The sequence below is a fragment of the Streptomyces sp. NPDC030143 genome, from assembly GCF_055573695.1.
The window spans coordinates 366,913-386,415 of sequence record NZ_JBVIAY010000002.1 but is presented as its reverse complement, the minus strand read 5'-3'; the positions used below and the strand labels follow the sequence as shown (position 1 = coordinate 386,415).

At 69.5% G+C, this 19,503-nt stretch carries 19 protein-coding genes and 2 pseudogenes; 8 read left to right on the top strand and 13 right to left on the bottom strand.

Going from position 1 to position 19,503, the window contains the following annotated elements; genetic code table 11:
* Positions 1–29: 29 nt before the first annotated feature.
* Positions 30–665 (bottom strand): MBL fold metallo-hydrolase, encoded by a 636-nt coding sequence (locus tag ACZ4YY_RS04840; protein WP_468284350.1) that lies wholly within the window; start codon positions 663–665, stop codon positions 30–32.
* A 50-nt stretch (positions 666–715) separates the two neighbouring features.
* Positions 716–2,017: a bifunctional 3-oxoadipate enol-lactonase/4-carboxymuconolactone decarboxylase PcaDC gene (gene pcaDC / locus ACZ4YY_RS04835; protein WP_468283854.1), complete on the bottom strand. Its 1,302-nt coding sequence runs from the start codon at positions 2,015–2,017 to the stop codon at positions 716–718.
* 592 nt (positions 2,018–2,609) lie between these two features.
* Between pcaDC and ACZ4YY_RS04830 the strand changes: the two genes are divergently transcribed.
* A complete protein-coding gene (locus ACZ4YY_RS04830) occupies positions 2,610–3,626 on the top strand; it encodes a DNA-directed RNA polymerase subunit alpha (RefSeq protein ID WP_097221737.1) in 1,017 nt (338 codons plus the stop codon).
* A 206-nt stretch (positions 3,627–3,832) separates the two neighbouring features.
* The gene (locus tag ACZ4YY_RS04825) at positions 3,833–4,684 is read left to right on the top strand and encodes a YihY/virulence factor BrkB family protein (RefSeq protein WP_468283852.1); all 852 of its coding nucleotides are present in this window, start codon (positions 3,833–3,835) and stop codon (positions 4,682–4,684) included.
* A 518-nt stretch (positions 4,685–5,202) separates the two neighbouring features.
* Here the strand turns inward: ACZ4YY_RS04825 and ACZ4YY_RS04820 are convergent.
* From ACZ4YY_RS04820 to ACZ4YY_RS04810, 3 genes are all read right to left on the bottom strand, one after another.
* Positions 5,203–6,696 carry a DEAD/DEAH box helicase gene (locus ACZ4YY_RS04820; RefSeq protein WP_468283850.1) on the bottom strand — a complete coding sequence of 498 codons (1,494 nt, stop codon included), beginning with the start codon at positions 6,694–6,696 and terminating at the stop codon, positions 5,203–5,205.
* 335 nt (positions 6,697–7,031) lie between these two features.
* Positions 7,032–7,235 (bottom strand): cold-shock protein, encoded by a 204-nt coding sequence (locus tag ACZ4YY_RS04815; protein WP_023586116.1) that lies wholly within the window; start codon positions 7,233–7,235, stop codon positions 7,032–7,034.
* A gap of 1,031 nt (positions 7,236–8,266) precedes the next feature.
* On the bottom strand, positions 8,267–8,422 hold the full coding sequence (locus ACZ4YY_RS04810; RefSeq protein WP_010059700.1) for a hypothetical protein: 156 nt from the start codon (positions 8,420–8,422) through the stop codon (positions 8,267–8,269).
* 238 nt (positions 8,423–8,660) lie between these two features.
* On the opposite strand from ACZ4YY_RS04810, the gene ACZ4YY_RS04805 reads away from it, so the two are divergent.
* Entirely contained in the window at positions 8,661–8,873 is a 213-nt protein-coding gene (locus ACZ4YY_RS04805) for a hypothetical protein (RefSeq protein ID WP_468283848.1), read from the top strand.
* Between the two features lie 73 nt (positions 8,874–8,946).
* Here the strand turns inward: ACZ4YY_RS04805 and ACZ4YY_RS04800 are convergent, their stop codons facing one another.
* The 3 genes from ACZ4YY_RS04800 to ACZ4YY_RS04790 form a co-directional block, all read right to left on the bottom strand.
* Positions 8,947–10,095, bottom strand: a complete 1,149-nt coding sequence (locus ACZ4YY_RS04800; protein WP_468283846.1) for an FtsX-like permease family protein — start codon at positions 10,093–10,095, stop codon at positions 8,947–8,949.
* Between the two features lie 183 nt (positions 10,096–10,278).
* Positions 10,279–11,769, bottom strand: coding sequence for a hypothetical protein (locus tag ACZ4YY_RS04795; protein ID WP_468283844.1), 1,491 nt, complete (start codon positions 11,767–11,769; stop codon positions 10,279–10,281).
* Positions 11,766–12,443 (bottom strand): ABC transporter ATP-binding protein, encoded by a 678-nt coding sequence (locus ACZ4YY_RS04790; RefSeq protein ID WP_468283842.1) that lies wholly within the window; start codon positions 12,441–12,443, stop codon positions 11,766–11,768. Before ACZ4YY_RS04790 ends, ACZ4YY_RS04795 begins: the two co-directional genes overlap by 4 nt.
* Before the next feature lie 44 nt (positions 12,444–12,487).
* Between ACZ4YY_RS04790 and ACZ4YY_RS04785 the strand changes: the two genes are divergently transcribed.
* The gene (locus tag ACZ4YY_RS04785) at positions 12,488–13,108 is read left to right on the top strand and encodes a PadR family transcriptional regulator (RefSeq protein WP_468283840.1); all 621 of its coding nucleotides are present in this window, start codon (positions 12,488–12,490) and stop codon (positions 13,106–13,108) included.
* Here the strand turns inward: ACZ4YY_RS04785 and ACZ4YY_RS04780 are convergent.
* Together ACZ4YY_RS04780 and ACZ4YY_RS04775 are read right to left on the bottom strand one after the other, a co-directional pair.
* A complete protein-coding gene (locus ACZ4YY_RS04780) occupies positions 13,086–13,832 on the bottom strand; it encodes a DUF4232 domain-containing protein (RefSeq protein ID WP_468283838.1) in 747 nt (248 codons plus the stop codon). The genes ACZ4YY_RS04785 and ACZ4YY_RS04780 overlap by 23 nt on opposite strands.
* Complete coding sequence (locus tag ACZ4YY_RS04775) at positions 13,732–13,941, bottom strand: DUF6243 family protein (RefSeq protein WP_468283836.1); 210 nt, start codon at positions 13,939–13,941, stop codon at positions 13,732–13,734. Before ACZ4YY_RS04775 ends, ACZ4YY_RS04780 begins: the two co-directional genes overlap by 101 nt.
* Before the next feature lie 434 nt (positions 13,942–14,375).
* Here ACZ4YY_RS04775 and ACZ4YY_RS04770 point away from each other — a divergent pair, with 434 nt between their 5' ends.
* Together ACZ4YY_RS04770 and ACZ4YY_RS04765 are read left to right on the top strand one after the other, a co-directional pair.
* Positions 14,376–14,789 carry a hypothetical protein gene (locus ACZ4YY_RS04770; protein ID WP_468283834.1) on the top strand — a complete coding sequence of 138 codons (414 nt, stop codon included), beginning with the start codon at positions 14,376–14,378 and terminating at the stop codon, positions 14,787–14,789.
* A gap of 104 nt (positions 14,790–14,893) precedes the next feature.
* A pseudogene (locus ACZ4YY_RS04765) lies at positions 14,894–15,340 on the top strand (transposase); the annotation flags it as partial.
* Between the two features lie 180 nt (positions 15,341–15,520).
* Here ACZ4YY_RS04765 and ACZ4YY_RS04760 read toward each other — a convergent pair.
* Positions 15,521–15,724, bottom strand: coding sequence for a cold-shock protein (locus tag ACZ4YY_RS04760; protein ID WP_014670069.1), 204 nt, complete (start codon positions 15,722–15,724; stop codon positions 15,521–15,523).
* Between the two features lie 221 nt (positions 15,725–15,945).
* Here ACZ4YY_RS04760 and ACZ4YY_RS04755 point away from each other — a divergent pair, with 221 nt between their 5' ends.
* Both ACZ4YY_RS04755 and ACZ4YY_RS04750 read left to right on the top strand, forming a co-directional pair.
* Complete coding sequence (locus ACZ4YY_RS04755; protein WP_468283832.1) at positions 15,946–16,365, top strand: hypothetical protein; 420 nt, start codon at positions 15,946–15,948, stop codon at positions 16,363–16,365.
* Between the two features lie 107 nt (positions 16,366–16,472).
* Positions 16,473–18,158: a ribonuclease J gene (locus ACZ4YY_RS04750; RefSeq protein ID WP_468283830.1), complete on the top strand. Its 1,686-nt coding sequence runs from the start codon at positions 16,473–16,475 to the stop codon at positions 18,156–18,158.
* A gap of 222 nt (positions 18,159–18,380) precedes the next feature.
* Here the strand turns inward: ACZ4YY_RS04750 and ACZ4YY_RS04745 are convergent.
* Both ACZ4YY_RS04745 and ACZ4YY_RS04740 read right to left on the bottom strand, forming a co-directional pair.
* Positions 18,381–18,545: pseudogene (locus ACZ4YY_RS04745) on the bottom strand (amidinotransferase); the annotation flags it as partial.
* Between the two features lie 96 nt (positions 18,546–18,641).
* Complete coding sequence (locus ACZ4YY_RS04740) at positions 18,642–19,130, bottom strand: GNAT family N-acetyltransferase (RefSeq protein WP_468283828.1); 489 nt, start codon at positions 19,128–19,130, stop codon at positions 18,642–18,644.
* Positions 19,131–19,503 lie beyond the last annotated feature (373 nt).

The window sequence follows — 19,503 nt, the reverse complement described above, 5'->3', positions numbered from 1 at the left end:
CTACCCGGACCCTCTGACAACGCGGTCCGTCAGACCTGCCTCGAGGCTCCCGGCGCCAGCCGGTCGTGGTCGGCGCCGCCGAGGTTGCCCAGGTGGGTGTCGTAGATCGGGCGGGCGAGGTCGGTGAGGAGGGCGTCGTGGATGTCGTGGACGCGCTGCGGCCGCACCTCGCGCACGTAGTCGATGACCTCGGAGATCTTGCTCCACGGGGCCTGGACCGGAGCCAGCAGGGTCTGCACGGGGTGGTCGGGGACGGTGAGGGCGTCGCCGGGGTGGAAGACGCGTCCGCCGTCGATCAGGTAGCCGACGTTGGTGATGCGCGGCAGGTCCGGGTGGATCACGGCGTGCAGCTCGCCGTGGACCTGCACGTCGAAACCGGCGGCGGTGAAGGTGTCGCCGTGGCCGACGGTGTGCACACGGCCCGGGAACGCGGCGGAGATCCTCTCCGCGACCGACCTCAGGGTCCAGATCTCGGCGGCCGGGTCGGACTCCAGGGCCGCCCGCAGCCGCTCCTCGCTGAAGTGGTCGGGGTGCTCGTGCGTGACGAGGATGACGTCCGCGCCGATCGCGGCGTCCTCCTCGGTGAACCCGCCCGGGTCGAGGACGAGCGTGCGTCCGTCCTTCTCCAGACGGACGCAGGCGTGCGACTTCTTCGTGAGCTTCATGGGCGTCGTCGGCGTCATGGGTCCATCCTGCCCCGGGGCGCGCGCCCGGGTCAGACGGAGGGGGTGGTCTCCTCGCGGATGACCTGCTGCGCCACCCGGAAGGCGCTGTTCGCCGCCGGTACGCCGCAGTACACCGCGGCCTGGAGCAGGACCTCCTTGATCTCGTTCGGGGTGAGGCCGTTGCGCAGCGCGGCGCGGACGTGGAAGGCCAGCTCCTCGAGGTGGCCGCCGGCGACCAGTGCGGTGAGCGTCACGCAGGAACGCGAGCGCCGGTCGAGGCCCGGGCGGTCCCAGACCTCGCCCCAGGCGTAGCGGGTGATGAACTCCTGGAAGTCGCCGGAGAAGTCGTCGGCCTGGGCCAGCGCCCGGTCCACGTGGGCGTCGCCGAGGACCTCGCGGCGCACCTTCAGGCCGGCGTCGTAGGGGTCGGGGCGCCCCACCGCCTGCGGCGGGGCCATCGGGGCGGCGGGCGCGATCTCGGCGATCGGCACGGGCTGCGGGGGCGCGGCGAGGACCGGCTTGAGCTGCACGCCGGGCATGACGGTCTGGCCGGTGCCGTGGTCGTAGGCGGGCTGCCAGGCGGTGGAGAAGTGTCGCACCAGCAGGTCGGTGACGGCCGCGGGCTGCTCCACCGGGACCAGGTGGGAGGCGCCGGGCACGACGGCGAGGCGGGCGTCCGGGATGCCGGCGACCAGGGTGCGGGCCTCGGCGGGCCCGGTGACCTGGTCGTCGGAACCGACGAGGACCAGCGTCGGGACGCCGACCCGTCCGAGTTCGGCGCGCACGTCGAACGAGGCGAGCGCCTCGCAGGCCGCGATGTAACAGCCGGGGTCGGTGGTGCGCACCATCTGCACGGCCCACTCGGTGATCGCGGGCTGGGCGGCGGCGAAGCCGGTGGTGAACCAGCGGTCGGGCGAGGTGCGGGCGATGGGGTCGAGACCGTTGGTGCGGACGATCACGCCTCTCTGACGGAACTCGTCCGCCGTGCCGAAGCGCGGCGAGGCCGCGATCAGCGCGAGGGAGGCGAGGCGTTCGGGGTGGCGCAGCGCCAGCTCGACGCCGACAGCGCCGCCGAGTGCGCAGCCGGCGTAGCCGAAGCGCTGCACGCCGAGCGCGTCGAGCGTGGCGAGCAGCCGGGTGGTGAGGTCGCCGACCGAGCCCGCCGGGTGGGCGGGGGCGCCGCCGTGCCCGGGCAGGTCGAAGCGGAAGACTCGCCACTGCTGCGTCAGTTCGGGGATCTGCCGGTCCCACATGTGCCAGGTGGTACCGAGGGAGGGACCCAGGATCAGGACGGGAGCCTCTTCTGGCCCGTCAAAGCGGTATTGCAGGGTGTTCGACGGTGTCTCACTCACGCCCCAGACCCTCTCACGTATCACGGACGCCCCTCTAACGCGGGGGCGCGGGAAACCGGTCTGACCAGGTTGAAGACCTCTCGGGCGGCATATCGCTCGAGGCATCGGATGCTCTCACGTCGGGTCTTGCCCTCCTGGGTGCGGCGTTCGCAGTACGCCTGGGTGCGCGGGTCGTGGCGCAGGCGGGTGAAGACGGGCGTACCGGGCGTCGGGGGTGAGTTCCTGGCGGACCGCCCTCTGGAGTCCGCCGTGGCACACCGCAGCGCCGGGCGGATGAGCATGCCGATGCCGATCTTCCGGTCGGCGTGTATTCGGACGGTTCTGCCCCACCGCCACGCGGGGGGGATGCACCCAGGTGGCTGTGCCGAACGACGCCCCTGGTGACATGCACGGTGCCATCGCGGATATGGGTCGCGCTACACGCTGAGGCCCTGAGGGCCGTCGTCTCCGTGCCGATCTTGGCCGTGGTCGTCACTGTGGCTGATGGACCACTCCAGGTGCTATTTCCCAGAGTTGCATCCGTATCGCTCGTACTCTTCGTGTGTCGACGGCGTCACAGAGCGGGCGCCAAAACCACTGGAGGCAACACCCCGTGCTGATTGCTCAGCGTCCGTCTTTGACCGAAGAGGTCGTCGACGAGTTCCGCTCCCGGTTCGTGATCGAGCCGCTGGAGCCGGGCTTCGGTTACACCCTCGGCAACTCCCTGCGCCGGACCCTCCTGTCCTCGATCCCGGGTGCGGCGGTCACGTCCATCCGCATCGACGGCGTGCTGCACGAGTTCACCACCGTGCCGGGCGTCAAGGAGGACGTCACCGACCTGATCCTCAATATCAAGCAGCTGGTCGTCTCCTCGGAGCACGACGAGCCGGTCGTGATGTACCTGCGCAAGCAGGGTCCGGGGCTGGTCACCGCCGCTGACATCGCGCCCCCGGCCGGTGTCGAGGTGCACAACCCCGACCTCGTCCTCGCCACGCTGAACGGCAAGGGCAAGCTGGAGATGGAGCTCACGGTCGAGCGTGGCCGCGGTTACGTCTCCGCCGTGCAGAACAAGCAGGTCGGTCAGGAGATCGGGCGCATCCCGGTCGACTCGATCTACTCGCCGGTGCTCAAGGTCACCTACAAGGTCGAGGCCACGCGTGTCGAGCAGCGGACCGACTTCGACAAGCTGATCGTCGACGTCGAGACCAAGCAGGCCATGCGCCCGCGTGACGCCATGGCGTCCGCCGGTAAGACCCTGGTCGAGCTGTTCGGTCTCGCCCGCGAGCTCAACATCGACGCCGAGGGCATCGACATGGGCCCGTCCCCCACGGACGCCGCCCTGGCCGCCGACCTCGCCCTGCCGATCGAGGAGCTCGAGCTCACCGTCCGGTCGTACAACTGCCTCAAGCGTGAAGGCGTCCACTCCGTCGGCGAGCTCCTCGCGCGCTCCGAGGCCGACCTCATGGACATCCGCAACTTCGGTGCGAAGTCCATCGACGAGGTCAAGGCGAAGCTGGCCGGTCTGGGCCTGGGCCTCAAGGACAGCCCGCCCGGATTCAACCCGACCGCCGCCGCACTCGGTGCGGACGACGACTCGGACGGGGGTTTCGTGGAGACCGAACAATACTGAACGCTGCGCCGCGCCGGTCATAGAGACACCTCGCGCACAGGGACAGGAGAATCTCCACGCTCTGTTCACCGCGCGGTGCCAAGGACCGTGGCCCCGTGACCGTCCCGCCTTCCCAAGCACGTCGGGTAACCCGGCACGCGTGCCGGGTCCTGCCGCCCCCAGTGCTGGATGGTGGCCCCAGGACGAAGAGTGAGAGCATCCGCGTCATGGATGATGCAGACGGTCACACGGCTCGGTGGTGGGTGGCGTTGCGCCGGACGCCGGTGGCCGTCTGGAACGACGACGTCACGGACTGGGCCGCTGCGCTGACCTACTATGCGGTTCTGGCCCTGTTCCCGTTGCTGCTGGTGATCCTCTCGATCCTGGGTCTGACCATGCCCACGGCCAAGCCGGAGGTCATCGACCGCATGACGCAGGCGGCCCCGGCCGAGTCCCGCGCTCTGCTGCGCAGCACCCTGCGGCAGATGGTCGCCCAGCCGACGGCGGCATGGACGCTGATCTTCGCCGGAGGGGCGGGAGCCCTGTGGTCGGGATGCAGCTATCTGAGCGTCTTCCGCCGAGCGTTGTATTCCATGCATCGGATCAGCGCGGACCGGCCGGTCTGGCGTACCGCTCCGCGCATCATCGCCACAGCACTCGTCCTGAGCTCCCTGCTTCTGACGTCGACCCTGGCGTTGTTGCTCACCGGCGGCATGGCCCGGCGTCTGGGTCAGGCTCTGAGTCTGGGCACCGGGCCCCAGGCCACCTGGGACACGCTGCGGTGGCCGGTCGTGGCCGCCGTAGCCGTCACCTTGGTGCTCGTCCTGTACCGGTCAGGACCGGCGTCCTCCCGCCCTGTCCGGAGGATGGCGCCCGGCGGCACACTGGCGGTGGCGCTCCTGCTGACCGTCTCACTCGGATTCGCCATCTACACCTCCCTGGTCAGCACCTATGACCGTCTGTACGGTTCACTGGCAGGCGTCGTGGTGTTCCTGGTCTGGCTGTGGCTCTCTAATCTGTCCCTCCTGATCGGCGCTCAGTTCAACGCAGAGCTGACGAAGCCTGCGCACCGGGAATGAGTCGGTCTTCTCGTACCTGCGGCTGACCGCCCGTACCCGCGGGGCCGGTTCGCCGCGGCCACGTGGAGGTGGCGGCCTCTGGCCTCGCGCGGCGCGCCGTCGCTGGGCCGGACAGAGCACCGTACAAGGCAGCGCGATCAGGGCCAGGGTGGCGAGGGAAGACCACAGGCCGGCCGCGAGCGCGGCGATGCCGACTTTCAGGGCAAACGACGGCGAGTACAACCTCGTATCCCTGACCCCTCCACCGGCGTACGCGTGATGCGCCACAGCGAACCATCCGCCTGATGTCTTCCGCCTCGACTTTCACGCGCGGGGCGATGCCTCGGCGACCGCCCGGTCCGCCGCGGTCCAACGCGCGGCGACGTGGGCGATGAGCGGCGGACCGGAACACTGTCGCGGGGTCAGTAGGTGGCGAGGAAGGAAAGAACGGTCCGACCAGGGGCGAGGTGTCTCAGCGGTGAACCAGCGTCACAAGGTGCCTTCTGCAGAGATGAGTGCGCTTCCTGATCCCGAGAGTTCTAGGCCGCCGCGCCGAAGCCGGGCTGGCGTACGGGGGTGCGCCTAGTCGCCGAGGCGGGGCGGCGTCGGCCTCGGGAGGTGGCGCTGCGCTTGGGGCGTTCGACCACCGGTGCGGTGATGACGACCGGGATGCCGGACGGGGCCTGGGCGCCGGTGATCCGGCTCAGGGCCTCGTCGCCCGAGCGGACCTGGGTGGTCTGCGGCCGGATTCCGGCGTCCGACATCAGACGGACCACGCCTCGGCGCTGGTTCGGCGTGACCAGGGTGACGACGCTGCCGGACTCGCCGGCGCGGGCGGTACGGCCACCGCGGTGGAGGTAGTCCTTGTGGTCGGTCGGCGGATCGACGTTGACGACCAGGTCGAGGTTGTCGACGTGGATGCCGCGCGCCGCGACGTTGGTCGCCACCAGCACGGTGACGTGCCCCGTCTTGAACTGCTCCAGCGTGCGGGTGCGCTGCGGCTGCGACTTGCCACCGTGCAGCGCGGCGGCCCGTACCCCGCTGTTGAGCAGGTCCTGGGTCAGCCGGTCGACGGCGTGCTTGGTGTCCAGGAACATGATCACGCGGCCGTCGCGGGCGGCGATCTCGGTCGTGGCGGCGTGCTTGTCGGCGCCGTGGACGTGCAGGACGTGGTGCTCCATCGTCGTGACCGCACCTGCCGACGGGTCGACCGAATGCACGACGGGGTCGGTCAGATAGCGGCGCACCAGCAGGTCGACGTTACGGTCCAAGGTGGCCGAGAACAGCATCCGCTGCCCCTCCGGACGCACCTGGTCGAGCAACGCGGTGACCTGCGGCATGAAACCCATGTCGGCCATCTGGTCTGCCTCGTCCAGCACCGTGATGCCCACGTGGTTCAGCCGGCAGTCGCCACGGTCGATGAGGTCCTTGAGCCGCCCCGGGGTCGCGACGACGACCTCGGCTCCGCCGCGCAGCGCACTGGCCTGCCTGCCGATCGACATGCCGCCCACCACCGTGGCCAGCCGCAGCCGCACGGACCGGGCGTACGGGGTCAGCGCGCCGGTCACCTGCTGAGCCAGCTCACGCGTGGGTACGAGGATCAGCCCCAGGGGCTGACGGGGCTCGGCACGCTGTCCAGCGGTGCGGGCGAGCAGGGCGAGGCCGAAGGCCAGGGTCTTGCCAGAACCGGTGCGCCCGCGGCCCAGCACGTCACGGCCCGCAAGGGAGTTCGGCAGCGTCGCTCCCTGGATCGGGAACGGTACGGTCACACCCTGCCGTCCGAGTTCGGCCAGGAGCTGCTCGGGCATGTCGAGATCGGCGAAGCCCTCGACGGCGGGCAGCGCGGGGGTGATCGTCCTGGGCAGCGCGAACTCACCCTGCGCTGCGGCGGGCCGACGGCCGTAACCGCCGGAGCGGACGGGGGCGCCGGTACGGCGCGGTGCCTGCGAGCCGTAGCCGCTGCCGCCCCTTCCGGCGCCGGCACGGCCTTCACGGGTGCGGGCGGGGCGGTCATTCGTGTACGCGCGGTTCATGCGGAACCTTCCTCGATGTGGCACATATCAAGGAATTCCCATGAACGGCACGGAGAATTACAAGTATGGACCGGTGGCAAAAGAAAGCAGATCTGGCCGGCGAAAACGTCCGTGGGCACAGTTGTTGAAATGGGTGACGCGATCGGGACCTTGCGATCCGGGGGTCGGCTGCGGTGCAGCGCTTCATGCGCCTGCGTCCCGAGGGAGGAACCGCTTACGGTGGTACTGCGGATTCCTCCGGGTCGTCCCGCGGGTGAAACCGCTGCGGGATACGCGTGCAGCTGGGGCCCGCACCCCGAAGGATGCGGGCCCCAGCTGCAGTCTGTGCGTGAGCGTCAGGCCGGAACGATGTTCTCGGCCGTCGGGCCCTTCTGGCCCTGCGCGATATCGAAGGTCACCTTCTGGCCCTCGAGCAGCTCACGGAAGCCCTGCGCGGCAATGTTCGAGTAGTGGGCGAACACGTCGGCGCCGCCACCGTCCTGCTCGATGAAGCCGAAGCCCTTTTCCGCGTTGAACCACTTCACGGTACCAGCAGCCATGTCATATCTCCTTTGGGGCAGTGCATCGGCATCCGCACCACGCGGACGCCGTGTCGCCGCGATGATTACCCCGCCCGGAAATGACCGGAAATACAAAAGCGCTCCGACCGGCAGAAGCCTGGTGGGGGCACTTGAAGCTTTGGGAACCACAACTGCAACTGAGAACGACAGTAGCACGCCGGAACGACCCTTGTGCGTTGGACAATTCCACGCTGCTCCTCGCGGCAAAAACTCCCGCCGCACGGCCCCCCAAAATCTGATCCCTCGGGAACAGATATTGATTACCCGGAGTTTAACGTCTCAGGAAGAGTTGCCGACCGGCACGCAGCGCGACGGCTGGGAAAAAGCCGCTGCCGCCAAGGAAACGCAGCTGCGAGACTGTGGGACGGCCATGCCGCAGCGGCTGCCGTTCCCAGTCCCGGATGAGCGGGCCCATCTCTTCAGTGCGGGTGAGGCGCCTGGTCATGACGGTGATGGCCGCCCGGGTGATCAGGCTCTCGGAGTGCTTGATGAACCGTTCGTACTCCCGCGTATGCCGACGGGACATCTTCGAGTACTACTCCGACCGAGTGGCCAGGCAGTCCGACGGTGCGACGTGTGCTGGTGACCGTCGGCTGAAGCGCCCGCATCCCCCTGGACGGGCCCGAGCGCACCGTGTTCCGGGGCCCGTTCCATCCTGCGCCCCAGGCGCTCCTGCACGGGGTTCAGCTTGATCGGGTGGGCACTCTGGGCACCGATGCAGCACGCCGGTCGCTTCCTGTATTGAAGCGACAGCATCCGCCTCACCCCGCAGCCAGGCTCTGCGCTCGACGACCGGCGGGCAGGGCCCGGCTCAGGGCAAACTCATCGCCAACGAGACAGGGCGCGGTCGGCGCATGGCTCCGCCCACGGGGTTCCCAACTGTCTCTCTGGCCGGGCTCTCACCTCGTCCCGGCCTCGAATGGTCCGAAAGCTCCTCACGGGGACTTTCCGACGCGGAGGGGGCCATGGACACGTCACTCGCCGCAAAGAGTTGGTGAGGCTCCCTGACTTTAGAAGAAGTGCTTGCGTCCACCGACCGCGCGACCGGTCGCACCCAGGATCCACAGGATGGCGCCAACCAGAATGAGGATGCCACCGATCGTCGTCAGCAGACCCATGCCGACAAGCAGGCCGATGATCAGCAGAATAAGCCCAAGAATGATCATTTTAAACCCCATCGTCAAATCCGGCTCAGGCGCGTGTGCGTATGAGCTTCACAAGGGCCTGAGTTCGTCCCTTGGTGGGTAGATCCCGACCAGCTCCGAATGCCAGGACCTCGGTGCAATAGCCCTTGTGCCCGGCGACACGGTGTTCACGCCCTCCTTGGAAACTTCGTTCAGTACGCCATCTCAGCGACCGTCCTTTGCTCCGGAAGGTCGTTCCACCCCGGACGGTTGGACGTTGGTGACGGAGACACCGGGCAGCAGCGCCTACAGGCAGGTCCGCAGGTCCAAGGGCTTCTCCACCCTCGCCGGCCGGCCCTGGGTGACGGGACTGTGGCCGCACGGATACGCGACAGTACTGATCCTTCTGTCGGTGACGGCCATCGTGCTGATGTCCTCGCAGCGGCGGCGCCCCGAGCCGCGGCGCGCTCTGCCGTTACCTCCGTGCGTCTGACCGCCCCGGCGCCGCTCGCGCGCGTTTCTACGACCACGAACCGGGGTGTGGCGCAAGCCCTGCCGACCGGCGTTCACTCCCTCGCCAGCAGCTGGGCCGGGGCGATACGGGACATGGCCCGGATCGGGAAGGAGAGCACACCGCAGACCAGGCCGACCCCGGCCAGGGCCGCCAGAAGCGCTGCACCGGCCATGGTGAACAGCCGTCCGTCCCACAGCCCCTGGCCGATCATCAGGACGGTGGCCAGGCCCGCGACGGCTCCGGTGAGGCCGCCCAGCAGGGCGAGGCCGACGCCCTCGTACAGGGCGAGACGGCCGAGTTCACGCCTCGACCAGCCGGTGGCGCTCAGTACGGCGAGGTCGGCGGCCCGCTCCCGCTGGGAGAGGACCAGCACGTCCACGGCGCCGGCCGCGCCGAGCACCAGCGACAAGGCCACACTGAGGTAGTCGGCGGTGCGGGCCTGGGCGACGACGGCGTTGCCCAACAGCGAGCCGGCCACCTCGCCGCGGAAGGCGAGGGTGAGGGAGAGCAGCACGGTGAACGCGGCCACGCCGAGCGCCAGACCGGCGGCGCCGAGCACGGTCCGGCCGGGGGCGCGCAGCAGGTTGCGCAGCGCGAGGCCGACCACCGAGCGGACGGCGACGGCCCGGCGGCTCCCGTTGACCGGGGGTGTGACCGCGTCCAGCGGCTGCACCCGGGTCGCCCGCCAGGCGGGCAGCACGCCCGCGGTCAGCGCGAGCAGCAGGGCGACGGGCAGCACGAGGGCCGCCTTCGCCACCGAGGTAGGCAGGCCGATGAGGGCGCCCAGGCCGTAGGCGAGGAGGGCGCCGAGCGTGCCTGCGGCCAACCCGATCACCGCGAGTTCGCCGAGGATCAGCCGGAGGATCTCCGGCGCGCTCCAGCCGGCGCAGCGCAGGGTGCCGATCTCGGTGCGGCGCGAGCGTACGGAGGCCAGGGCCGCCTGCGCGAGGAAGAGCCCGCAGACCACCAGGACCAGCCCGAACAAAACCGCGCTCTTGGTGTCCACGGCCCGCAGGATCCTCAGGGCGACGCCCTTGGCGACCCAGTATTCGGTGACCTTGACGCCCCCCGGCAGTGCCACGGTCTGCGGGGCGGGCGAGCTGCCGACGGTGACGTCCACCTGGAGCTCGGGGTAGGCGGTGCGGATCTGGCCTGCGACGGAGTTGACGCGGGCGCGGGAGGCGGGGTCGACGCCGGTCACGCCGGCCACCCGGATGCGGATGGCGCTGACGGGCGCCTTCTCCTGCGCGGTGGGCGTTCTGCGGCTGTGGGTGATGACGGAGAGCGAGTCGAGGGTGGTGAGCAGGGTGGGCGGCGGGCTGAGGTAGCCGCCGAGGTTGCGGTCGGGGCGCAGCGGCTGGTTGCCGAGGGCAGCGCGGGACGCCTAGTCCGCGCCGATGACCTGCGGGGAACGGTAGGTCTCCAGGGGAACCCGGGAGAGAGCGGAGAAGCCGCGCAGCCTGTCGGTGTCGTAGCGGCCGACGATGTTCAGGACCGGTGTGGGACCGCGCCCGGAGTCCTTGCCCGTGCAGGTCTTGAAGGCCATGCAGTCGGTGGCTGCGTGGGCGGTGACCTCACGGAACTGGGTGCCGGTGTTCTCCTCCGGGACGTTCGGCACCAGGCCGTCCTCGACGTTGGTGCGCCACAGGTCGCGCGGCTGGGCGGAGCGGGTCCGCGCGGTGAGACCGTCCTCGGTGGCACGGTAGTCGACGGGACCGACGGTCCAGTACAGGGGTACCTCGAAGTCGTCGCCGCCGGTGATGGTGCGGAAGCCGGCGCCGAGGTCGGCGGTCACCTCGCCGACGGCGCTGCCGCGCAGGCCGTTGACGTAGTCGTGGGCCTGCGGAGCGGCCAGCTTGGCGGGCAGCGCGGCGGGATCGCCGACGTCGAGCCGCTGGACGGCGGCCTTCAGGGCGCCGGCGGTGAGGGTTCGACTGCCGAGGATGACGGGGACCTGGTAATCGTGCTGCCGTTCGGACTTGACCGGGTTCAGGTCGAAGGCGTCGGGTCCCCAGAAGGGCTTGTCCTTGTCGGTGAGCATCCGGCCCGAGGTGACCGCGCCGCCCAGACCGACCAGCCGGTCCTCGGCGGCCGGGTCGATCGCCGACAGGAGCACCGGGTAGGCGACCGGGATCTGCGCCGTGGCCTTGCCGTCGCCCGGTACGCAGGTCATCCGAGAACGGGCGTCGGGGGTGAAAGCCGTCTTCGGGACGGGGTTCCACACGAACAGCGGCTGGGGCAGCCGCTCACCCAGGCTGTCGAATGTGTCCCCCTTCTTGTCCTCGTTGTAGAACCAGCACACCGCGTACTTCTTGTCGCCGGCGATCTCGTGCTGGAGGTCGGGCCAGATGGTCTCGGCCTCGTTCCACGTCTTGTACGTGACGATCGGGTTCCGGGTCAGGTAGACGTACTGGTCGGCCATCGGGTAGCTGCCCAGCCCGGCCTTCAACGTCGGCGTGAGACGCAGAAGTTGGGCGGGCGCATCGCTGTCGCGGAAGGCGGAGACATCCACGGGGACCGTGCTCTGCACCATCAGGTGACCGATGTTGGCGACCGGTGCGGCGGTCTCGACTCCTGCGAGGGACGAGATGCGCTCGTACTGGCCGAGGGTGATGCCGCCGAAGATGCCGGACAGGAAGTTGGCCTCGACCAGGCCCTGATCCTTCTCGACGTCGCCGCCGGCGCCCGGCGGACGGACCAGGATGTCGTAGGCGGAGCGGGAGCTGTCCTCGACGAGGCCGGTGGTGCGGGCCTGACTGGTGGTGACCGTCGCGGTGAGCAGGGTGAAACTGGTGGCGGCGACCAGGATGCCCGAGGCGAGCGCCAAGGCGCGGGAGCGCCGGCGCCACAGCTGGGACAGGATCATGGCGATCACGGGCGCAGCCCTCCGAGCCGGTCGAACACGTCGTCGTCGGGGGCGAGTCGCTCGTCGGCGACGATCCGACCGTCGTGAAGCCGGACGATCCGGTCGCAGCTCACGGCGACCTCGGGGTCATGGGTGGTGAGCAGCAGGGTCATGCCGTAACGCTCACGCAGGGAGAGCAGCAGGTCGATGATCTCCCGACCGGTCGCGCTGTCGAGGTTGCCGGTCGGCTCGTCCGCGAGCAGCAGGCCCGGGCGGTTGATCAACGCCCTTGCTGTCGCGACCCGTTGCTGCATGCCGCCGGAGAGTTCGGACGGCAGCGCGTCCGCGCGGGCGGCGAGGCCCACTGCCTCCAGGAGTTCCATGGCACGTGCGCGTCGGTCGAAGTCCACCCGGCGGGGCAGCACGGGCGCGAGGACGTTGTCCAGCACGGTGAGCGCGGGCAGCAGGTGGAAACGCTGGAAGACGAACCCGATCCGGCGACGGTGGGCGTCCAGTCGGCGTGCCGTCACCTCTGAGCCGTCGACTTCGATCGAGCCCTCGTCGGGCCGGTCCATGCCGCCGACCAGGTGCAGCACGGTGGACTTCCCCGAACCCGACGGGCCGGTCACCGCGACCGCCTCGCCGTCGCCGATCTCCAGATCGACCGCGTCCAGGGCGACCAGCCCCGGATACCGGCGCGTCACACCCCTTAACGTCACACCCACTGCCGTCCTCCTACCTTGCGACAATGCAGCGGTACATTGTCACAATCCAGGAGGTGTGTAAATTGCCGCTGCACCACGCCGTGCTCGCCCTGCTGACCGAGGGGGAGAGTCACGGGTACGAGCTCAAGGGCCGCTTCGAGAAGGCCATCGGCCCGCAGTGGGGCGGCCTCAACATCGGCCACCTGTACCAGATCCTCGACCGGCTGGTCCGCGACGGATTCGTCACCCGGTCGCAGGTGGCCCAGCCGGACCGGCCCGACAAGACCCTCTACCGGCTCACCCCGGCCGGGCAGCAGGAGGTGCGGAGCTGGGCCACCAGTGCATGGGTGCGCACCGGCGGGTTCCGCGACGAGCTGTTCCTGAAGCTGTTCGGCGCCTCCTCGCTCGGCGCCGAAGCCCTGGACGCGTTCGTCGCGGCGCAGCGCCAGACCTACCTGTCCGAACTCGCCGGGCTGACCCGGCTGCGCCGCACCCACACCGGCGACCCGCTGGTGTCCCTCCTCCTCGACGCAGCCATCGGCCACACCAAGGCCGACCTGGAACTGGTGGAGGGCGCGGCCGCGCGGCTCGCGCCGACGGCCGGGCGGGGCGAGTCCGCGGCGGACGGCGACTCCGGGAACGTCAGCCGCCGTCGCCCGGCCTGAAGGAGCTCACCTGCGGGACCGACGCCTTGCCCGTGTTGGAGACCTTGCCGCCCTTCCACGCCACCTTGATCGACGCGGTCTCGCCCGGCGGGGTGACGAGGACCGCCGCCGGGGTCACGGTGGTCACGCCGGTGGCCGCCGGATCGGTGAACGTCAGCGCCGACCACGTGCCGGCGCCGGAGTTCAGCGTCACCGTCGGCTCCTCCTGGCCGGCGGCCCGCTCGGGGTCCGGCGTGACCGCCTCGCCTGCGCCGTCGACGGAGGCGATGCCGGGGAAGCCGTAGACCGTGCAGGTGCGGCCGGAGCCGTTGGTCAGGACGGCGGCGAAGTGCTCCTGACCGGCTCCGGGATCGTTCGGGCCGCCTTCACCACGGGCTCTTCCTGGCAGAGCCGCCGGGCAGGGGCACGGGGAAGGCGCTGGTGGTGATGCTGCTGGTGCAGCTCGGGGGGTGGCGGTGACGAAGCTGCTGAATCTGCGGCTGCCCCGGGTGGCCGGCTGAGATGCGAGGGCTCGGCCGAGAGCTGAGCGGGACCGGCCGCGCCCGGTACGGCCGCAGGCCCCGGACCGCGCGTCGCGGTCCGGGGCCCTGCCCCATGGGGTGCCGCCGTGCGGCGGCGGTGCGTCAGCTCTGTGCGGTGTCGTCGCTCCTCTGCCCGGCGCCCTCGGCTGCGCCTGCCTTCTCGCGCATCTTGCGCACCAGCTCCGCCTTCTGGTCGGCGGCACCCTGGCGGTCGAGGTTGCGGTGCGGACCGTTGTTCTGCCGTTCGGCGCGGGACAACTTCTTGCGCTGGCCGCCGCCCATGCCCACGGGGTTGTTGATGTTCTTGCTCACGGGTTCTCCCGGAATGATGTGAAGTGATCTACGGATTCATCGGTGGGGGACGGGCGCGGCGACGTCGAAGGACGTCAGCAAGGGCCCATCACGCTCTCACTCGTAAATCGGCGTCTGGAAGAACATGACCATGACGTTACCCGGTTCCGTCGGCCCTGCACAGCAAGTTCTTCGCCGTCCCGGCGTCGGCCGGGCCTTCGGCGAGCGCCCGGGGTCAGCCGTTTCCTTCCAGCCAGCCAGCCAGCCAGCCAGCGGACCATGCCCTCTCACATCACGGAGCCCCGCCAAAGGAAGGCGAGCCGGCGGGGGTTCTGCGGCGCCATTCCCGTCACGCCCCTGTCACGGCTTCGTCAACAACCTCAGCATCGTCGCCGACAGCCCCGGCTGAGCCGCACCCTTGACCTCAACTTTGGTTCAGGTACAACACTCGGCGCATGAAGACCTCAAACAGCAGCACCATTCTCTTCCGCAATACCATGCGCATCACCGACGGCCACCTCGACGACTTCCGGCACGCCATCGCGCAGGCGGTGGCATTCACTCAAGAGCACGGCCCCCAGCTCATGGTGGACGTCTTCATCGACGAGGAGCGGATGCTGGCGCACAGTTTCCAGCTCTACCGCGACTCCGATGCCATCCGCGCCCACTGGCGGCTGTCGGATCCGTACATCCGCGAGGTGATGGAGCACTGCACCGTGCAGCACTTCGAGATATTCGGTGCACCGGACCAGGACATCGTGGCAGCCATCAAGACCCCCGACGGCGAATCGTTCCCCTTCGCCATCTCGCCCCGCCTCGCTGGCTTCAACCGTCTTGAGACGCCCGGTCGGGGCGAATCACCCTCTTAGAGAGCGGTTCGTGATTCTCTGAGTCGGTTTGTGGTCGCCTGATGGTGTGGGGTGTGAGCGGGATCCGCGGGTCCGCGACGCGGGGACTGGTTGGGGTTGGCGGGGTGAGTGAACGGAAGCCGTATCCCAGCGACTTATCGGACGAGCAGTGGTCGTTGATCGAACCTGTGATCACCGCGTGGAAGGGCCGGCACCGGTAGGTCAGCGGTCATCAGGGCGCCTACGACATGCGGGAGTTCGTGAACGCGATCCTCCGCCAGGGGCGGACCGGCTGCCAGTGGGCCCACCTCCCGCACGATCTGCCGCAGAAGAGCGCGACGTACTACTACTTCGCCGCCTGGCAGGACGACGGAACCGACCAGGTCATCCATGAACTCCTGCGCTGCCAGGTCCGTGAACGCGCCCGGCGATGAGAGGACCCGACCCTGGTGGTGCTGGACACCCAGTGTGTCCACACGGCGAGCGGGGTCCCCGCTTCCACGACCGGCCGCGATCCGGCCAAGCGGGTGCCGGGCCGCAAGCGCGGCCTGGCCGTGGACGTCCTCGGCCTGCCGTCGCAGCCGATCTCCCGCCGAGGCCGGACCAAAGCGTTCCGGTGCGGCCTCGGCCTCGGGCCCGGCGTCCCGAAGCCGGGATGCCGGGCCCGTGGGGGGCCTTGCACTGTGCCCGCCTGGGCCGCGCGGGCTGTTCAGGCGCTCATAGTGCAAGGACCCCTTACTCAGGGCGCGCGATCAGGCGGGGCGGATGTTCTCCGCCTGCGGGCCCTTCTGGCCCTGCGTGACGTCGAACTCGACCTTCTGGCCCTCCTGCAGCTCGCGGTAGCCCTGGCTGGCGATGTTGGAGTAGTGGGCGAAGACGTCGGGGCCGCCGCCCTCCTGCTCGATGAAGCCGAAGCCCTTCTCGCTGTTGAACCACTTCACTGTGCCCTTGGCCATGACTGTCTCCTTTGAGGGAAACCGGGCACGCACCCTGCGCGACCGGGAGGTGATCGCCCTGGTCCGGAGAGGCGCTGAACAGCAAGAACGCCCGTGATGGCGATCACGGGCGAACGAAACTTCGGAACCACGACTGCTGATCACAACGCTATAACGGCATGACGGAAGTCGCTAGCGAAAACACGCCAGTATCCGGCCCGGAACGAAGGGCTGGATCTCCCGTGGGGCTCGGCCGATGCCGATCGAGCAGTTTCGCGCACCTGGACTCCCCCGCCCAGGCCCTGCGCCTGGACGACACCGAGCGGGGCCACCTCTACGCCCTGGCCCGTGCGGCCACCGGTGCGGCCCGGGTCCGGCGCCGCCCGAAGAAGGCCACCGTACGGCCGAGTGTGCTGCGCATCCTCGAGGGTCTGCAGGACCAGCCGGCGCAGGTGCGCGACATGGAGAAAAGCCGGAGCATGACCGCGCGGATTCCCCATGTGTCCCTCAGCAACGGCGTGCGGATGCCGATCCTCGGCTTCGGCGTCTTCCGGATCCCTGAGGACCGGACCCGGCAGGCGCTTCTCCAGGACCGGGCGGCCGGTTCGGCCACGGAAGGCGGTACCGCTGCCACCACTCCCTGTCCCCGGTCCCCGGCGTGATCCGATCATCGTGCCGAGTCGCCCCCTGCGGGTGCCCCGCCCCGTCGGAAAAGAAGATCACACAGGCTATGGATCACCCTGTCCCGCTCTCCGGGTACCGTCAGGGTATGAGTCATCCGCACCCCGAGCTGAAAGCCGCCCCGCCCCTTCCCGAGGGAGGGCTGCGAGTCACCGCCCTGGGCGGCCTAGGTGAGATCGGCCGCAACATGACCGTCTTCGAGCACGCGGGCAAGCTGCTCATCGTCGACTGCGGCGTGCTGTTCCCCGAGGAGACCCAGCCAGGCGTGGACGTGATCCTGCCGGACTTCACCTCGATCCGGGACCGGCTGGACGACATCGTGGCCGTGGTACTCACCCACGGCCACGAGGACCACATCGGGGGCGTGCCGTACCTGCTGCGCGAACGGTCCGACATTCCCGTCGTCGGCTCCAAGCTGACGCTGGCGTTCCTGGAGGCCAAGCTCAAGGAACACGGCATCCGGCCGCGCACGGTGCGGGTGCGGGAGGGCGACCGGCGCGGCTTCGGCCCCTTCGACTGCGAGTTCGTGGCAGTCAACCACTCCATCCCCGACAGCCTCGCGGTCGCGATCCGCACCCGGGCCGGGATGGTGCTGCACACCGGCGACTTCAAGATGGACCAGTTCCCTCTCGACGACCGCATCACCGATCTGCGCGCCTTCGCCCGCCTCGGTGAGGAGGGCGTGGACCTGTTCCTCACCGACTCCACCAACGCCGAAGTGCCCGGCTTCACCACCTCCGAGCGTGAGCTGAACCCGGCGATCGAGCAGGTGATGCGCACCGCGCCGCGCCGGGTCATCGTCTCCAGCTTCGCCAGCCATGTGCACCGCATCCAGCAGGTCCTGGACGCCGCCCACCAGCACGGCCGCAAGGTCGCCTTCGTCGGCCGTTCCATGGTCCGCAACATGGGCATCGCCCGTGACCTGGGCTATCTGAAGGTCCCGTCCGGTCTGGTGGTGAGCACGAAGGAGCTGGAGAAGCTCCCGGACCACAAGATCACTCTGGTGTGCACCGGCTCCCAGGGCGAACCGATGGCCGCGCTGTCACGGATGGCCAACCGCGACCACATGATCCGCATCGGCAAGGGCGACACCGTCCTGCTCGCCAGTTCCCTCATCCCCGGCAACGAGAACGCCATCTACCGGGTGATCAACGGACTCACCCGGTGGGGTGCCAACGTGGTCCACAAGGGCAACGCCAAGGTGCACGTCTCCGGGCACGCGAGCGCCGGCGAACTCGTCTACTGCTACAACATCGTCAAACCCCGCAACGTCATGCCTGTGCACGGCGAATGGCGCCACCTGCGGGCCAACGGCGACCTCGCCATCCGTACCGGTGTCGACCCCGACCGGGTCGTCATCGCCGAGGACGGCGTCGTCGTCGACCTGGTCGACGGGCGCGCATCCATCACCGGCAAGGTCCCCGCCGGCAACGTGTACGTGGACGGCATGGAAGTCGGCGGCGCGACCGAAGCGTCCCTCAAGGACCGCCTCACCCTCGCCGCCGAAGGCGTGGTCACGGTGGTGGCCATCGTCGACGCGGACACCGGCGCCCTCACCGAGGCCCCCGACTTCCTGGCCCGTGGTTTCGTCCACGACGACACCACCTTCGAGCCGGTCATCCCCGTCATCGAGAAGACCCTGGCCACCGCAGCCGAGGAAGGCGTCGGGGACGCCCGCCAACTCGAACAGCTCGTCGCCCGCGCCGTGGCGAACTGGGCGTTCCGCACGCACCGCCGCAAGCCCCTCATCATCCCCGTCATCATCGACGCCTGAGCCACAGCGCGGCAGCACGGTCCCCGTTCCGGTCGCGGTCCCGCGGCATCTGGGTCGGGGACGGGAGTCATACGCCGAGGGAAGGGTCACATCCAGGCGGTGCTCTCCGTTACCCGCCGCCGCGTCACCGTCCTCTGGGCCCTCCTGCGTGACGGATGCCCGCCTCTGCGGAGCACCTGGATGCCGGCTGCTGTGTCAGTCGGCATCCAAGGACCCTGGACATCAGTTTCCGCGCAGCTCAAGAGTGCAGTACTTGACACTGCCCCCGGCCTCGAGGAGTTCGGTCACGTCGACTCCGATGGGCTCGAATCCCCGCCTCCGAAGGTCGTCCGAGAGCTGCGGGGCAATCTCCGGCAGGACGACGTGACGGCCATCGGACAATGCGTTGGACGACGGCACACACGGAGCGCGCGGCGTCCCGCGGCTCCTGCATGCCTGCCACCACGCAGGCGGAGCCGGTGCTCCGCGAACCGGCACACCGCGTCATTCCGAAGGAATGCGAAACTCGAACTCAGGACGGTCCCACGGCACGGAGGGCGGCTTCGCGAGCGCGGTCCCGGTCCGTACTGCACCGGCGCGGTGGTAGAAGCCCTCGGCGGGAAGATGCGCCACGACCTTGACACGGTCGAGCCCGGCGGCACGGGCCTCGGACTGCATGTGCGCGACGAGCAGGAGCCCGATACCCCGTCCTTGCGCTTCGTCGGCGACGAACAGCAGGTCGAGCTCCGGTGGAGCGACGACGAGCGAGTAGAACCCGAGGACCCGGCCTCCCTGCTCGTCGGCGCCGACGGCGACGAAGACGCGGTGGGCCTCGATGTAGTCAGGACCGACCCGGTAGCCGGCGACTGCGGCTGCGTACTTGCCCTCATAGGCGCCTGAGCCACGCACGAGCCGCGTGAGCCGTTTGGCATCCCGCGCGACGGCCCTCCGTATCGTGACCGGTCGGCTGATCGGGGAAGTGCGTGAACTCATCGGGAAAGTATTCCGCACCGGGCAGTGCCTGCGTTCGGCGGGTCGGCTGCTCGGGCAGGGGGTCCTGCGCCCCTCCCGGGAACCGCTAGGGCCCTTCTGATGGATCTCCGTGGGAGAAGGAGCGGCGTCCGGTGCGTGCTCTCGGCGTGCGGCGCGGAAGTCCCCGTAGCGGCGCTAATTGGGCTTTCGCGCGGTGCGGCGAGAGTGCGTGCCGGGCGTCGCGACGCCGCGGAAATCCATCAGAAGGGCCCTAGGGAAGTTTCGCATGGGCCGCCCGCAGTCGCGGAGGTCAGCAGCCGGACGACCTCCGTGCCGGTGTCCTGGTCGAGAGCGCCGGTGAGCTCGTCGGCGCAGCGCTGCCGAGCGACCCGGG